Genomic DNA, 15,777 nt, shown 5'->3' with positions numbered 1-15,777 from the left:
CGATGCGAAGAAGGGTCTGGCGTCGCTGTGCATCGGCGGCGGCATGGGTGTCGCGCTGGCGGTGGAACGTCCGTAACAAGTCACAGATAGTCACTGGCGGGATTGGGAAGGGCCAGCGGGCGGCAAGGAGATCGCCGTCCGCATAACGAAAATGGAGTGAGGAATGGCGAAGCGTATAGCGTATGTAACCGGCGGGATGGGCGGCATCGGCACCAGCATCAGCCAGCGCCTGCTTAAAGATGGCTTTACGGTCGTCGTGGGCTGCGGTCCGAATTCGCCGCGCCGGGTGAAATGGCTGGAAGACCAGAAGGCGCTCGGCTTCGAATTCATCGCCTCGGAAGGCAACGTCGGCGACTGGGAATCGACCAAGAACGCGTTCGACAAGGTCAAGGCCGAAGTCGGCGAGATCGATGTCCTCGTGAACAACGCGGGCATCACGCGCGACGTCGTGTTCCGCAAGATGACGCACGAAGACTGGACCGCCGTCATCGACACGAACCTGACGAGCCTCTTCAACGTGACGAAGCAGGTCATCGACGGCATGGTCGAGCGCGGCTGGGGCCGGATCATCAACATTTCGTCGGTGAACGGGCAGAAAGGCCAGTTCGGCCAGACGAACTACTCGACCGCCAAGGCCGGCATTCACGGCTTCACAATGGCGCTCGCGCAGGAAGTGGCCACGAAGGGCGTGACGGTCAACACCGTGTCGCCGGGCTATATCGGCACGGACATGGTGAAGGCGATCCGTCCGGAAGTGCTGGAGAAGATCGTCGCGACCATTCCGGTGCGCCGTCTCGGCACCCCGGACGAAATCGGCTCGATCTGCGCGTGGCTCGCGTCCGAAGAATCGGGCTTCGCGACCGGCGCGGACTTCTCGCTGAACGGCGGCTTGCATATGGGCTGACGGGCGGCGGCTTCCCGCGACGCCGAAACGCGCGCGGGAAGTCACCACTCGCCGGATTTATCAACGATGCGGCGAACATGCAGCAGCGCTTTTTTGCGACAACGCAAGACCTGCTTGCTGCCATCGCAGTAAAGTTTTGCGTTTAAAGGCGTTAAATGACCACCACTACTACTACAAAGAAACCCGCCGAACGACTCATCAAAAAGTATCCAAACCGTCGGCTGTACGACACGGAAACGAGCACCTACATCACGTTGTCGGATGTAAAACAGCTCGTGCTCGATCAGGAAGATTTCAAGGTGCTCGACGCGAAGTCCAACGACGACCTCACGCGCAGCATCCTTCTGCAGATCATTCTGGAAGAAGAGAGCGGCGGCCTGCCGATGTTCTCGTCGGTGATGCTCTCGCAGATCATCCGTTTCTACGGCCACGCGATGCAGGGCATGATGGGCACGTATCTGGAGAAGAACATCCAGGCGTTCATCGACATCCAGCAGAAGCTGACCGAGCAGAGCAAGGGCATCTACGACGGCAACGCGCTCAACCCCGAAGTCTGGTCGCAGTTCATGAACATGCAGGCGCCGATGATGCAGGGCATGATGACGAGCTACATCGAGCAGTCGAAAAACATGTTCGTGCAGATGCAGGAGCAGATGCAGTCGCAGGCGAAGTCGATGTTCAACACGTTTCCGTTCCCGACGCCCACGCCTTCGTCGACGGAAAAGAAGTAGTCCGGTTCGAGGGCGCGTGCCGGCGTCGAGGCTTGCGCGCCTCGGCGTGAGCGCTCGCGCGCCGTCCGTTCATTGCCCGCCCACGGCTCTCGTCGAATCGTGCGCCAGCGCCGCGCCGAAATGGCCGCGATACGTATAGGCGCCGTGGTGCTCCAGTGTCGAGCGTGCATCCACGTACACCTTTCCGCCAGAATCGCGCCAGCGGCGGCAAAACGCGTAGTCCTCGGAAAGATAGCGCCCGGTTTCCGGCTCGACCATCACGTCGAAGAAGCGATGGCAGTAGCCGTGCAACGGCGTATCCGGCGGCGCGTCGGGCACGTAGCGCAACTCGGGCATGCGCGCGATCATCGTTTCGAGCACCGCGCGGCGTATGCACATGAAGCCCGTCGGCGCCTCGTCCACTTCCATGAAGCCGTCGTCGTCCACTTCGAGGCGCGCGCCGTCATGCGAATTCACCGGATAGCGCAACGCGCGTTTGAGAAACTGCGCTTGCGTGAGCCCGGCGGGAATCTCGCCCGTCCAGTCGATGCGCTTGAGCGGATACACGCCGGCGACGACATCGCGACCCGCGAGCAGCAGACGCAGCGCCTGCTCCGGCGTGAAGCCGATATCGGCATCGATCCAGAAGAGATGCGTGTGCTCCGTATGCATCAGAAAATGCGCGACGGCTTCATTGCGCGCGCGTGACGAGACTTTCGCCGGCGCAGATGCGCATCGAGCCTCGCACGCCGAGGCGCCAGAGCTCGTTGGTGAGCGTGAGCATGCTGGTGGCGTAGCCGGACGTCACTTGGCCCGAGTAGCAGGGCGTGACGAAGAGCGGATTGAAATGGCGCAGCGCTGAGTAGTCGAGCATGAAACCGATGTGTGATTCGAAGCAATGAGAGACGCGGGAAGCTGCGGATTCGCTCGAGTTTGCTGCGCGCCAGCTTCAATCGGAATGAGACAAAGGAAAAGGGGGCCGAGCCGTGTCGGCGGCTCGCCGATGTAAAATAGTGGATTGGCCTCTTGCGTTCCCACAAGACACTCTTCCCGTGAAAAATTCTTTAGATTCAATCGATTCAATCGATTCACTCGCCAGGACGAAGCCCGCGCCGAAAATCGGCATGGTGTCGCTCGGCTGCCCGAAAGCGCTCGTCGATTCCGAGCAGATCATGACGCAGTTGCGCGCCGAAGGTTACGAAATCTCCGGCACCTATGACGGCGCGGACCTCGTCGTCGTCAACACCTGCGGCTTCATCGACGAAGCCGTGCAGGAAAGCCTCGACGCCATCGGCGAGGCGTTGAGCGAGAACGGCAAGGTCATCGTGACCGGCTGTCTCGGCGCGAAAAAGAGCGCGAGCGGTTCGGGCCTCATCGAGGAAGTGCATCCGAAAGTGCTGGCCGTCACCGGTCCGCACGCGACCAACGAAGTCATGAACGCGGTGCATACGCATCTGCCGAAACCGCACGATCCGTTCACCGATCTCGTGCCGCCCGCCGGCATCAAGCTGACGCCGCGCCACTACGCTTACCTGAAGATTTCGGAAGGCTGCAACCATCGCTGCACGTTCTGCATCATCCCGTCGATGCGCGGCGATCTCGTCTCGCGCCCCGTCGCCGAAGTCATGCTGGAAGCCGAAAATCTGTTCAAGTCCGGCGTGAAGGAACTGCTCGTGATTTCGCAGGACACGAGCGCGTACGGCGTCGACGTGAAATACCGCACGGGTTTCTGGAACGGCAAGCCGCTCAAGACGCGCATGACCGAGCTCGTCGGCGCGCTCGGCGAACTCGCCGCGCAGTACGGCGCGTGGGTGCGCCTGCATTACGTGTATCCGTATCCGAGCGTCGACGAAGTCATCCCGATGATGGCCGAAGGCCCGCTGCGCGGCCACGTTCTGCCGTATCTCGACGTGCCGTTCCAGCACGCGCATCCCGAAGTGCTGAAGCGCATGAAGCGCCCGGCGAACGCGGAAAAGGTGCTCGAGCGCGTGAAGACATGGCGCGAAATCTGTCCCGACCTGACGATTCGCAGCACGTTCATCGCGGGCTTTCCAGGCGAGACGGAAGAGCAGTTTCAGACGCTGCTGGATTTCCTGAAGGAAGCGGATCTGGATCGCGTCGGCTGCTTCGCGTATTCGCCGGTCGAAGGCGCAACGGCGAACGAACTCGACGGCGCCTTGCCCGACGAAGTGCGCGAGGATCGCCGCGCGCGCTTCATGGAACTCGCGGAAGAACTGTCCGCGAAGCGCATGAAGAAGAAGGTCGGCAAGACGCTCAAAGTGCTCGTCGATGAAGTGGGCGCGGAAGGCGGCATCGGCCGCACGGCGGCGGACGCGCCGGAAATCGACGGCGTCGTGTACATCGCGCCGACGACGAAGGCATCGAAGCGCTACAAGGCCGGCGACTTCGTGTCGGTGAAGATCACCGGCGCCGATGGCCACGATCTCTGGGGCGAGGTCTAAAGCCATGCCAAGGATGCCGCACGTCCTCGCGCTCGGCGAGGCCATGATCGAGTTCAATCAGTCGACGCGCGATCAGCCGAACTATCTGCAAGGCTTCGGCGGCGACGTCTCCAACTTCCTGATCGCGGCATCGCGCCAGGGCGCGGCGACGGGCTTCGTGTCCGCGGTCGGCAACGATCACTTCGGGCAATTGCTGCTCGATCTGTGGTGCGCGGAAAACGTCGATACGTCGACGGTGCGCGTCGATCACGATGCGCCCACGGGCGTCTATTTCGTGTCGCACGGCGAGAGCGGGCATCGCTTCGACTATCTGCGCGCGGGTTCGGCGGCGAGCCGCTACGCGCCGTCGCACTTGCCGCTCGATGCGATCGCCGCCGCGAAGGTCGTGCATCTGTCGGGGATCAGTCTCGCGATCGGCGTGGCCGCCTGCGATGCCGCGCTCGCCGCGATCGACCATGCGCGCACGCACGGCGTCAAGGTCAGCTTCGACACGAACCTGCGCCTGAAGCTGTGGCCGCTCGCGCGCGCCCGCGCGGTCATGCTCGAAGCGATCCGCGCAACCGACATCTGCCTGCCGAGCTGGGACGACGTCACGCTGCTTACCGGCCACGAAGACAAAGACGCGATCGTCGATGCGCTGCTGAAACTCGGTCCGAAGGTCGTCGCGCTGAAGCTCGGCAAGGAAGGCGCGTATATCGCGACGCCGGACGAGCGGCGCGTGGTGCCGGGCCGCGTCGTGCAGGCGGTCGATGCGACCGGGGCGGGCGACTGCTTCGGCGGGGCGTTCATCGCGCGCATCGTTGCAGGCGACGATCCTTTCGCCGCGGCGCGCTACGCGAACGTCGCCGCGGCTTTGTCGACACAAGGTTTTGGCGCAGTGGCGCCGATCCCGCGAAAGGACGAGGTCGAGCGCGCGCTGGCAGAATAGCCGAACCTCAAACGAAGGAGACGACAACATGCAACGTGAAGTGGTGGTGGTAAGCGGCGTGCGCACGGCGATCGGCGATTTCGGCGGTTCGCTGAAGGACTTCAGCCCGACCGATCTCGGTGCGCGCGTCGTGCGCGAAGCGCTGTCCCGCGCGAACGTCGCGGGCGATGAAGTCGGTCACGTCGTGTTCGGCAACGTCGTGCATACGGAGCCGCGCGACATGTATCTCGCGCGCGTCGCGGCGCTCGACGGCGGCGTCACGCAGCACGCGCCCGCGCTCACGGTGAACCGTTTGTGCGGCTCGGGCTTGCAGGCGATCGTGTCGGCGTCGCAGTCCATTCTGCTCGGCGATGCCGATGTCGCCATCGGCGGCGGCGCGGAAAGCATGAGCCGCGCGGCGTACATCATGCCCGCCGCGCGCTTCGGCCAGCGCATGGGCGACACGCGCATCGTCGACATGATGGTCGGCGCGCTGAACGACCCGTTCGACAAGATCCACATGGGCGTGACGGCCGAGAACGTCGCGGCGAAGTTCGGCATCACGCGCGAGATGCAGGACGCGCTCGCGCTCGAATCGCACCGGCGCGCGGCGAAAGCGATCGAAGCCGGCTATTTCAAGGATCAGATTCTGCCGATCACGCTCGCTTCGAAGAAAGGCGACACCGTGTTCGACCGCGACGAGCACGTTCGCCTGAACGCCACCGCCGAAGACTTCGCGAAGCTCAAGCCGGTTTTTGCGAAGGAAAACGGCACGGTGACGGCGGGCAACGCGTCGGGCATCAACGATGCGGCCGCGGCCGTCGTGCTGATGGAGCGCTCGCTTGCGGAAAAGCGCGGCGCGAAACCGCTCGCGCGGCTCGTCGCGTACGCGCACGCGGGCGTCGATCCGAAGATCATGGGCATCGGCCCGGTTCCCGCGACGCAGAAGGTGCTGGAGCGCGCGGGCCTCTCCGTCGACGATCTCGACGTCATCGAAGCAAACGAGGCGTTCGCCGCGCAGGCGTGCGCCGTATCGCAGGAACTGAAGCTCGATCCCGCGAAGGTCAATCCGAACGGCTCGGGCATTTCGCTCGGGCATCCGATCGGCGCGACCGGCGCGCTCATCACCGTGAAGGCGTTGTACGAACTGCAGCGCATCGGCGGGCGTTACGCGCTCGTGACGATGTGCATCGGCGGCGGCCAGGGCATCGCGGCGATCTTCGAGCGCATTTGAAGGACTCACGGATGATGCCAAGCATGAAAGGGCCGCGGACGGTCGCGGCCTTGACGATCTTCGCCGCGCTTGCCGCGTGCAATTCGCCGATGCCGGCGGGCCAGACCGGCGTGCAGGCACAGAACGCACGCGAGCCAGCGGGCGCCGACGCACACGGCGCGCAAGCCGCGATCAAGGAACTCGCGCTGCCGCCGCAGAAGCCGCTCACGCCGAATCCGGAGTACGCGAAGTTTCCGCGCTACGTCGGCACGCTCGGCGACAAGCAGATCGAGATGAAACTGGGCGCGAAAACCGACGAGCCCTCCGGCGTGCACGGCGAGTACCGGTTCGCCGGCAGCCCGAACGTGATTCTCGTCGCGGGCGACCGCGACGGCGACACGCTCGAAATCGAGGAATCGAACGACGGCACGCACATCACGGGCAACTGGGTCGGCAAGTTCGCGGCGGACGGCAGCGTGTCCGGCGAGCGCATGAACCCGGACGATTCGAACCCGCAGCCGTTCGATCTGCGGCCCGCCGCGGCCGGCAAGACCTTGCCCGCGACGGGCACCGCGAAGGCGCCGCCCGCGCCGTCGCTGGAACCTGCGCCGCCCGCGCCGCCCAAGAATGCCGTGGGCGGCACGAGCAACGTCATCATCGGCGAATGATTCGCTCTGTCTTCACCCCGCCGGGCGTTCCGGCGGCGGTCTCTTTTCATTCCGTATTGCAAAGCCATGACTGATTCCAGCAGCAAGGACCGCGATCTGCAGACCCGCATCGTTCAGCCTGAAGACCGCATCACGCCCGGCTTCGAGTCGTTCTCGGTGCCGGTCGCGCGCGCATCGACGGTCGTGTTTCCCGATCTCGCCTCGATGCGCTCGCTCGTCTGGAGCGACGATTCGAAGTGGCGCTACGGCCTGCACGGCACGCCGACGACCATCGCGCTCGCGCAGCGTCTCGCCGCGATCGAGGGCGGCGAATTCGCGCTGCTGCAGCCGTCGGGGCTCGCCGCGATCTCCAACATCTACTTCGGTCTCGTGAAAGCGGGCGATCACGTTCTCGTGCCCGACAACGCCTACGGTCCGAATCGCGATCACGCCGACTGGCTCGCCGCCGATTTCGGGCTGGAAGTGACCTATTACGATCCGATGACCGGCGCGGGCATCGCCGATTCGATCCGTCCGAACACGAAGCTGATCTGGCTCGAAGCGCCCGGCTCGGTGACGATGGAAGTGCAGGACGTGCCGGCGATCGTCGCCGTCGCGCGCGCGAAGGGCATCGTCACGGCGATCGACAACACGTTTTCCGCGGGCCTCGCGTTCAAGCCGTTCGAGCATGGTGTCGACATTTCCGTGCAGGCGTTGACGAAATATCAGTCGGGCGGCAGCGACATCCTGATGGGCGCGACCATCACGCGCGATGAGGAACTGCACAAGAAGCTCAAACGCGCGCGGATGCGTATGGGCATCGGCGTGTCGGCGGACGATGCGTCGCTCGTGCTGCGCAGCCTGCCGTCGATGAAAGTGCGCTACGAAGCGCACGACCGCACCGCGTACGCGCTCGCCCAGTGGCTCAAGACGCGGCCCGAAGTGAAGGCGGTGCTGCATCCGGCGCTGGAGGATTGTCCCGGCCACGCGTTCTTTGCGCGCGACTTCAAGGGCGGTGCGGGCGGGCTGTTTTCGATCGTCTTCGATGGCCGCTACACGAGCGCGCAAGTCGATGCGTTCGTCGAAGCGCTCGAACTGTTCTCGATCGGCTGGAGCTGGGGCGGCGCGCACAGCCTCGCGATGCCGTACAACATCCGCTCGATGCGCACCGCGTCGCAATGGCCGCACGAAGGCGTGCTGGTGCGTTTCTACGTCGGTCTCGAAGCGGAAGCGGATTTGCGCGCGGATCTCGAAGCCGCGCTCGCCAAGGCGTTCGCCTGAATGAAAACGGCGCCCCGAAGGCGCCGTTTTCACATCCATCAGAAGAGCCGCAACAAGCCGTCGAGTCCGACGAAGTTGAACGCGAGACTCGCCGATTGCCGCACGACCGGCTTCGCGCGGAACGCGACCGATAATCCGGCTTCCGCCATCATCTTCAGGTCGTTCGAGCCGTCGCCCATTGCGATCGCGCGTTTCGGATCGATGCCGATCTGCGCGCACGTTTCGATGAGCGTGCGCGCCTTCACATCCGCGTTCACGATCTCGCCGACGACCTTGCCGGTCAGCTTCCCATCGACGATTTCGAGCGTATTCGCGCGCGTGTAATCGAGGCCGAGCCGCGCCTTCAGACGCTCGGTGAAGAACGTGAAGCCGCCCGACACGAGCAGCGTTTTCAGGCCCGCCGCGCGCGCGCCTTCGAGCATGCGTTCCGCGCCCGGCGACAGTTGCAGGCGCTCTTCGTAGACGCGTTCCAACGCGCTTGCATCGAGACCTTTGAGGAGCGCGACGCGCCGCGTGAGGCTCTCGTTGAAGTCCTTGATCTCGCCGCGCATCGACGCTTCGGTGATTGCCGCGACTTCGGCTTTCAGCCCGCAAAAATCCGCGATTTCGTCGATGCACTCGATCGTGATGAGCGTCGAATCCATGTCCATCGCGACGAGGCCGAAATCGGCGAGCTTCGCGTTCGCTTCGATAAAGGCGTAATCGAGCGCATGGGTGCCGCAATAAGCGTCGATGTCGGGGCGCTGCAGCGGATCGGCGTCGATGAGACGCAGAAGGGTGTCGTCGACGCGCTGCGTCTCTTTGGCGCGTGCGAGCGCCGCGAGCGGCCGCAGATGCGAATCGGAAATGGCGCTGGGACTTTGAATGACGAGGTTCATCAAAAAGAGCAGGAAAGGGCGGCGAAACCGCCATTGTAAAGAACCTTCAGCGCTGCACGCGCGCCGGATCGACATCCCAGTAAGGCGGCTCGCCGAACTGTACTGCGAGGAAGTCGATGAACGCGAGCGTCTTCGGCGGCACGAACGCGCGGCTCGGATACACCGCCCAGATCGCGACGGTCTGCGCGAGCGGGTAATCGTCGAGCACGGTGACGAGTTCGCCGCTCGCGAGCAAGGGCGCGACGCTCCACGTCGATTTGAGGCCGATGCCGATGCCCGCCGCGAGCGCATCCCGGATCACTTCGCCGTTGTCCGTCACGATGCGCCCGGACACGCGCACGTCGATGACGCCCGTCGGCGTGACGAAGCTCCAGTCGCGCTGATCGGCGAGGATCACGCATTCGTGATCGACGAGATCGGCGGGATGGCGCGGCGTGCCGTGTTCGGCGAGATACGCGGGCGATGCGCACAGCACGCGCCGGTTGCTCGCGAGCTTTTTCGCGACGAGCGTCGAATCCTTCAGCGCGCCGATGCGGATCGCGAGGTCGATGCCTTCATCGACGAGATCGACGATCTGATCGGTCATGCGCAAATCGACGGTCACGCCGGGAAACTGGCGCAGAAACGCCGGAATCAGCGGCGAGATGTGCTGGCGGCCGAGCGAAGACGGCATCGTCACGCGCAGCCGGCCATGCGGATGCGCCCGCGCGCGCCCGACCGATGCGCGCGCGGCTTCGGCGGCGTCGAGCAGTTCGCGCGCGCGCGCCGCGAAAATCTCGCCTTCCTGCGTGACGGAGACCCGCCGCGTCGTGCGATGCAGAAGCCGCGTGCCGAGCATGCGCTCCAGCCCGGCGATGCGCGCGCTCGCCACCGCCGGCGACAAGCCGAATTCCCGCGCCGCCGCCGACAGATTCGCCAGCGCCGCCGCGCGCACAAAAAGACCGACGTCGAGCAGATCGAGCCGCTCGCGCGTCGTGTCTTCCGTTACAGGATCGCTCGCCATTCGATGGATTTCCCGAAAAATGTTTCAGCGATTATGACGGTTTTCGAAAGACCGATCGCACTTTAAGATCGAATCCAGTCCACTCACGACGGAGCAAAAAATGAAAGCCATCGGTTTGACCCGCTATCTCCCGATTTCCAATCCCGAATCGCTCGTCGATATCGAACTCGACAAGCCCACGCCGACCGGCCGCGATCTGCTCGTGAAAATCGAAGCGATCGCCGTCAATCCCGTCGACACGAAAGTGCGCGCGCCGAAAGACAAGGTCGAGGAGACGCCGCGCGTGCTCGGCTGGGACGCGGCGGGCGTCGTGGAAGCGGTCGGCCCGGACGTGACGCTCTTCAAGGCCGGCGATCCGGTCTACTACGCGGGCGACATTACGCGTCAAGGCGCGAACAGCGAGTTTCATCTGATCGACGAGCGCATTGTCGGCGCGAAGCCGAAATCGCTCGATTTCACCCACGCCGCCGCGCTGCCGCTCACGACGATCACCGCGTGGGAAGCGCTCTTCGAGCGGCTCGGCGTGTCGGCGGAAGGCAAGGACGCGGGCAAGTCGGTGCTGATTATCGGCGGCGCGGGCGGCGTCGGCTCGATCGGCATTCAGCTGGCGAAGCGCGTCGCGAAATTGCAGGTGATCGCCACTGCCTCGCGGCCCGAATCGGCGAAATGGGCCGAAGACCTCGGCGCGGATCACATCGTCAATCACTTCGACGACATTCCGAAGCAGATGAAGGCAATCGGCTTTCCCGAAGTCGATTACGTGCTGATCTTCAACGACACCGACAAGCATTTTCCCGCGGCCGCCGACGTCATCAAGCCGCAAGGCGGCATCGCGTCGATCGTCGAGAACGCGCAGCCCGTTCCCGTCGAATTGCTGAAAGCGAAGAGCGCGGCGTTTCACTGGGAGTTCATGTTCACGCGCGCGATGTTCAAGACGCCCGACATGATCGAGCAGCACAAGCTGCTGTCCGAAGTGGCGCGGCTGATCGACGCAGGCACGATCCGCACGACGCTCGGGAAGAATCTCGGCGCGATCAACGCGGCGAATCTGCGCGAGGCGCATCGCCTTCTGGAAGAAGGGCGCACGGTCGGCAAGCTCGTGCTGACCGGCTTCTGACGAATGTGTTGACGAACATCATCGACGTTGCTGCTCACGCGGGTTTTCCACTAGGATGAGCCAGCGGGCGGGGCGCTAGACTGGATCGGCCCTACAGCTTGCCGGCGCTTCGCGGCGCCGGTCTTTCCTTCCAAGCGCTCGATACGGAGGTGGCGGCATGAATCGTCGTTTGATCGTTCGTCGCATCGTTTCCGTCGCCGCGCTCGCGCTGTTCGCTGCGACCGCCCACGCGACGCCAGGCATCAAGGTTCTCTCCGAAGCGCCCAATGACGGCCCCATCAAGTACACGGTGAAGATGGCGTCGAAGAATTTCGGCAATGAGCAGGAAACGCGCACCATCCGCTCGGGCCAGACCGACGACTTCACCTGGCAGGGCACCGCGCCGAGCGGCGCGCAGGCCGTACCGGACGGGTGCCCGCAGGCGGCGTCGGTGCCCAAAAGCGCCGACGGGCAGGCGGTGCGGCAAGTGCAGATCCGCTTCGCGCCGGTCGTCGCGGACAACGGCGCGGCGAACGTGCAGATCAGCTTTCGCGCATACGCGCCGAAGGGCACGAGCAAGGTGACCGTGGGCGGCAAGAGCCTGCAATGTCCCGTCGATAATCGCTTCAGCCAGATCGTGCGCTTCTCGATGCCGACTTCTACCGGCTCCAAGAAAACCGTCACGCTCGATGACGGCACGCAGTTGACCGTCACCGCGAGCCGCAAGTAACTCGATGGACGCGCCAGCCTTCCCGGCGCGTTTTTTCGATGCCGCATACGCAACTAACTGTCTTGTTTTCCGAACCGCACAAACTTGTCGCGCAAACTCATCCTCAGTAAAGCTTACAGATGAACGGCTGCACGCAAGCGCGGGCGACCCGGCGCGCCGTGCGTCCGCACGCCCGCGCCGCTTGGCACGCTTTGTGCGATTCTTGTCGATGCCGCGCTGAAAACAGCGCGCAGAAACGCTTGGGCGCATGTTCCCGAGCGTATCCATCGATTCGATCCGACAGCGAAGGTGCCGCAATGCCGCACATGATCTGGAAAGGCGCGATCAGCTTCGGGCTGGTCCACGTGCCCGTGCAACTCTATCCGGCGACGCAGTCGGAGAAGGTCGGCTTCAACCTGCTCGACAAGCGCTCGATGGACCCGATCGGCTACAAGCAGATCAACAAGAACACGGGCAAGGAAGTCACGCGCGACAACATCGTGCGCGGCTTCGAATACGAGAAGGGCAAGTACGTCGTGATGACCGACGCCGAAATCCGCGCGGCCAATCCCGAATCGACGCAGACGGTCGATATTCTCGCCTTCGTCGATGCGCCCGAGATCTCGTTCCTCTCGCTCGATACGCCGTACTACCTCGCGCCCGATCGCAAAGGCGAAAAGGTCTACGCGCTGCTTCGCGATGCGCTGAAGGATACGGGCAAGGTCGGCATCGCGAGCGTCGTGCTGCACAACAAGCAACATCTGGCGGCGCTGATTCCGGTCGGCCCCGCGCTCGCGCTCAACACACTGCGCTGGGGCGACGAAGTGCGCGACTTCAGCCAGTTCAAGTTCCCGGACGAAGACACGAAAAAGGCCGGCGTCACGCCGAAGGAACTCGAAATGGCCAAGCGTCTCATCGACGACATGAGCGACACCTGGGACCCGACGAAGTATCACGACACCTTCAAGGACGACATCATGGCGCTCGTCGACAGGAAGGTGAAGGAAGGCAAGGTTGCCGAGGTGATGAAGATTGACGAAGGTGGCGAGGAAAAGGCATCCGCCGACATCCTCGACTTGTCCGAACTGCTCAAGCGCAGCCTGAAGAAAGGCGGCGCGGCGAAACGCGGCGGCAAGGCCGCGCAATCCGATGACGATTCGGGCGACGAAAGCGGCGAGGAAACCGCGCGTCCGGCACGCAAGACGACGCGCCGCAAACGCGCATAAGCGCACGACCCAACGACGATGGCTGAGAAACTCGAAACCTATCAGCGGATGCGGCGTTTCGACAAGACGCCGGAGCCGTCCGGCGCCAAGAAGCGCAGCGCGCGCGCGAAAAAGGCCACGCAAAGCGCGCTGTCCTTCGTGATTCAGGAACACGACGCGCGCCGCTTGCATTACGACTTCCGTCTCGAACTCGATGGCACGCTCAAATCATGGGCGGTGCCGAAAGGGCCGAGTCTCGATCCGTCGGTGAAGCGGCTGGCGGTGCACGTCGAAGATCATCCGCTCGATTACGGCTCGTTCGAAGGCGAGATTCCCGAGGGCAACTACGGCGCGGGCAGCGTCATCGTGTGGGATCGCGGGACCTGGGCGCCGCAATCGGGCAGCGTCGAGGACGCGGCGCGCGAGTATGCAAAGGGCAAGCTCAAGTTCACGCTCGACGGCGAAAAGCTGCACGGCGGCTGGACGCTCGTGAAAAGCCACATGCGCGGCAGCGGCGACAAGGAGCAATGGCTGCTCATCAAGGAGCGTGACGACGAAGCGCGTCCCGAAGCCGAGTACGACATCTTGCTGAAGAAACCCGGCAGCGTGCTGTCCGATTCGCTCGGCGCACGCGACGAAACCGGTGCGCTGCGCGAGCGCAACGAACGCAAGGCGGGCGCGAAGAAAGCGCCGGCGCGCAAGACCTCGGCGAAAGCAGCGAAGGCGGGGAATGGTCACGCGCATCCGGATATCGTCGCGAATCGCAACGCCGAGTCGTTGCGCACGTTGTCGCACGAACCGGCGATCGAAGGCGCGCAAAAGGCGAAGCTGCCCGCGACGCTCAAGCCGCAACTCGCCACGCTCGTCGATGCCGCGCCGCCCGGAGATGATTGGGGCTACGAAATAAAGTTCGATGGCTATCGCGTGCTCGCGCGCATCGAAACGGTGAAGGGCAAGCGCGAAGTTCGCATCTATACGCGCAACGGCAACGACTGGACCGCGAAGTTCTCGAAGCAGGTGAAGGCGCTCGACAAGCTCGATATCGAAAGTGGCTGGCTGGACGGCGAAGCCGTGGTGCTCGACGAGCGCGGCTTGCCCGACTTCCAGGCGCTGCAGAACGCATTCGACGTGGGGCGCCCGCAAGACATCGTCGTCTATTTCTTCGACGTGCCGTATCTGAACGGCTACGACTTGCGCAACGTGCCGCTCGTGCAACGCCGCGCGATCCTGAAGGCGGTCATCGAGCCGCTCGACGATCCGGTGCTGCGCTTCTCGCAAGACTTCGCCTTTCACGCCGACGACCTGCTCAAGAGCGCTTGCGACATGGCGCTGGAAGGCATCATCGGCAAGCGGATCGACAGCACCTATGTGTCGGGGCGCAGTGCGTCGTGGATCAAGCTCAAGTGCAGACGCCGCCAGGAATTCGTGATCGGCGGCTATTCGGAGCCCTCTGGCAGCCGCGGGCAGTTCGGCGCGCTGCTGCTCGGCGTCTACGATACGGACGGCAAGTTGCAGTACGCAGGGCGCGTCGGCAGCGGCTTCGATCACGCGACGCTCGTCGCGGTGAAGAAGGAACTCGACAAGCGCGAGACTCAACGCATGCCCTTTGCAAGCGAGCCGCAGGAACGCAGCCGCACGCCCGTGCATTGGGTGAAGCCCGAGCTCGTGGCCGAATGCAATTTCGCGGAATGGACCAAGGAGCGCATCGTGCGACAAGCATCGTTCGTCAGTTTGCGGGACGATAAACCCGCGCGTCAGATCGTGAAGGAAGAGCCCGTGGCCGCGAAGAAAGTCGCGGCAAAGAAAATCGCGGCGAAGAAGACGACGGCCGCGAAAAAGGCCAAGGCAAGTCCGGCTGAAATCGAAGGCGTGAAGATCAGCCATCCGGATCGCGTGATCGACAAATCGACGGGGCTGACCAAGCTCGACGTCGTCGAGTATTACGCGTCGGTCGCCGACTGGATGCTGCCGCATCTGAAGGATCGGCCGGTGTCGCTCGTGCGCGCGCCGGAAGACATCGGCGGCGAGCTGTTCTTTCAGAAGCACAGCGCGAAGCTCGCGATTCCGCATATCACGCAGCATCCCGATATCGATCCGGGACATCCGCCGCTGCTCACGATCGAATCGTCGCAGGCGCTCGTCGGCACCGCGCAGATGGGCACGATCGAGCTGCATACGTGGAACGCGGTGGCGTCGAACATCGAGAAGCCGGATCGCATGATCTTCGATCTCGATCCGGGCGAAGGCGTCGGCTGGGAACGCATGATCGAGGCCGCGAAGCTCACGAAGGATCTGCTCGTCGAGCTCGGTCTCACGTCGTTCTGCAAGACGAGCGGCGGCAAGGGCTTTCATGTGGTCGTGCCGCTTGCGAAGCAGGCGAGCTGGGACGACATGAAGGATTTCTCGCAGGCCGTCGCGCAGCATATGGCGAGCACGCTGCCCAAGCTCTTCTCCGCGAAAATGGGCATGCAGAATCGCAAGGGCAAGATCTTCATCGACTATCTGCGCAACAACCGCGGCTCCAGCACGGTCGCCGCATTCTCGCTGCGCGCGCGGCCGGGGCTCGGCGCATCGATGCCGCTTGCCTGGGACGAACTCGATTCCGTCACGAGCGGCGATCAATGGCATATCGGCAACGTGCGCGAGCGGCTCGATGCGCTGAAGAGCGATCCGTGGGCGGGCTATGACAAGGCGCGTCAGCGGCTCACGGCGGAGATGAAGAAGCGGCTTGGCATGAACGCATCGCGCAAGTGAGCGTTCAC

15 protein-coding genes are annotated in these 15,777 nt (G+C 63.8%); 11 read left to right on the top strand and 4 right to left on the bottom strand.

Features of this window, described 5'->3' with window-relative positions:
• The first annotated feature begins 163 nt into the window (after positions 1–163).
• Positions 164–904, top strand: a complete 741-nt coding sequence (locus NCS03_RS08150; protein ID WP_008349413.1) for a 3-ketoacyl-ACP reductase — start codon at positions 164–166, stop codon at positions 902–904.
• Positions 905–1,059: 155 nt separating this feature from the next.
• Complete coding sequence (phaR, locus tag NCS03_RS08145) at positions 1,060–1,635, top strand: polyhydroxyalkanoate synthesis repressor PhaR (RefSeq protein WP_033537161.1); 576 nt, start codon at positions 1,060–1,062, stop codon at positions 1,633–1,635.
• A gap of 69 nt (positions 1,636–1,704) precedes the next feature.
• On the opposite strand, the gene NCS03_RS08140 is transcribed toward phaR, so the two are convergent.
• Together NCS03_RS08140 and NCS03_RS08135 are read right to left on the bottom strand one after the other, a co-directional pair.
• A complete protein-coding gene (locus NCS03_RS08140) occupies positions 1,705–2,286 on the bottom strand; it encodes a hypothetical protein (protein WP_250529037.1) in 582 nt (193 codons plus the stop codon).
• 19 nt (positions 2,287–2,305) lie between these two features.
• On the bottom strand, positions 2,306–2,488 hold the full coding sequence (locus NCS03_RS08135) for a hypothetical protein (protein WP_250434801.1): 183 nt from the start codon (positions 2,486–2,488) through the stop codon (positions 2,306–2,308).
• Between the two features lie 250 nt (positions 2,489–2,738).
• Between NCS03_RS08135 and rimO the strand changes: the two genes are divergently transcribed.
• From rimO to NCS03_RS08110, 5 genes are all read left to right on the top strand, one after another.
• Positions 2,739–4,076: a 30S ribosomal protein S12 methylthiotransferase RimO gene (rimO, locus tag NCS03_RS08130; RefSeq protein WP_051079027.1), complete on the top strand. Its 1,338-nt coding sequence runs from the start codon at positions 2,739–2,741 to the stop codon at positions 4,074–4,076.
• Between the two features lie 4 nt (positions 4,077–4,080).
• On the top strand, positions 4,081–5,004 hold the full coding sequence (locus NCS03_RS08125) for a sugar kinase (protein WP_250521149.1): 924 nt from the start codon (positions 4,081–4,083) through the stop codon (positions 5,002–5,004).
• A 28-nt stretch (positions 5,005–5,032) separates the two neighbouring features.
• Positions 5,033–6,217, top strand: a complete 1,185-nt coding sequence (bktB, locus tag NCS03_RS08120) for a beta-ketothiolase BktB (RefSeq protein ID WP_250439818.1) — start codon at positions 5,033–5,035, stop codon at positions 6,215–6,217.
• Positions 6,218–6,240: 23 nt separating this feature from the next.
• On the top strand, positions 6,241–6,864 hold the full coding sequence (locus NCS03_RS08115; RefSeq protein WP_144403838.1) for a hypothetical protein: 624 nt from the start codon (positions 6,241–6,243) through the stop codon (positions 6,862–6,864).
• A 66-nt stretch (positions 6,865–6,930) separates the two neighbouring features.
• The gene (locus NCS03_RS08110; protein WP_008349419.1) at positions 6,931–8,124 is read left to right on the top strand and encodes a cystathionine beta-lyase; all 1,194 of its coding nucleotides are present in this window, start codon (positions 6,931–6,933) and stop codon (positions 8,122–8,124) included.
• A gap of 38 nt (positions 8,125–8,162) precedes the next feature.
• Here the strand turns inward: NCS03_RS08110 and serB are convergent, their stop codons facing one another.
• Positions 8,163–9,002, bottom strand: a complete 840-nt coding sequence (gene serB, locus NCS03_RS08105; protein WP_008349420.1) for a phosphoserine phosphatase SerB — start codon at positions 9,000–9,002, stop codon at positions 8,163–8,165.
• Between the two features lie 46 nt (positions 9,003–9,048).
• Complete coding sequence (locus NCS03_RS08100; protein ID WP_034473407.1) at positions 9,049–10,005, bottom strand: LysR family transcriptional regulator; 957 nt, start codon at positions 10,003–10,005, stop codon at positions 9,049–9,051.
• 100 nt (positions 10,006–10,105) lie between these two features.
• Here NCS03_RS08100 and NCS03_RS08095 point away from each other — a divergent pair, with 100 nt between their 5' ends.
• From NCS03_RS08095 to ligD, 4 genes are all read left to right on the top strand, one after another.
• Entirely contained in the window at positions 10,106–11,122 is a 1,017-nt protein-coding gene (locus NCS03_RS08095; RefSeq protein ID WP_175982247.1) for a zinc-binding alcohol dehydrogenase family protein, read from the top strand.
• A 157-nt stretch (positions 11,123–11,279) separates the two neighbouring features.
• Positions 11,280–11,831 (top strand): DUF6013 family protein, encoded by a 552-nt coding sequence (locus NCS03_RS08090; RefSeq protein ID WP_008349423.1) that lies wholly within the window; start codon positions 11,280–11,282, stop codon positions 11,829–11,831.
• A 296-nt stretch (positions 11,832–12,127) separates the two neighbouring features.
• Positions 12,128–13,036, top strand: a complete 909-nt coding sequence (gene ku, locus NCS03_RS08085) for a non-homologous end joining protein Ku (protein WP_008349424.1) — start codon at positions 12,128–12,130, stop codon at positions 13,034–13,036.
• An 18-nt stretch (positions 13,037–13,054) separates the two neighbouring features.
• Positions 13,055–15,769, top strand: a complete 2,715-nt coding sequence (ligD, locus tag NCS03_RS08080) for a DNA ligase D (RefSeq protein WP_250529036.1) — start codon at positions 13,055–13,057, stop codon at positions 15,767–15,769.
• The last annotated feature ends 8 nt before the right edge of the window (positions 15,770–15,777 follow it).

Source organism: Caballeronia sp. ATUFL_F1_KS4A (assembly GCF_023630905.1).
In the GTDB taxonomy this organism is placed as follows: Bacteria; Pseudomonadota; Gammaproteobacteria; order Burkholderiales; family Burkholderiaceae; genus Caballeronia; species Caballeronia zhejiangensis.
The sequence above is the reverse complement of the archived record's forward strand: the minus strand, read 5'-3'. Positions and strand labels throughout refer to the sequence as shown.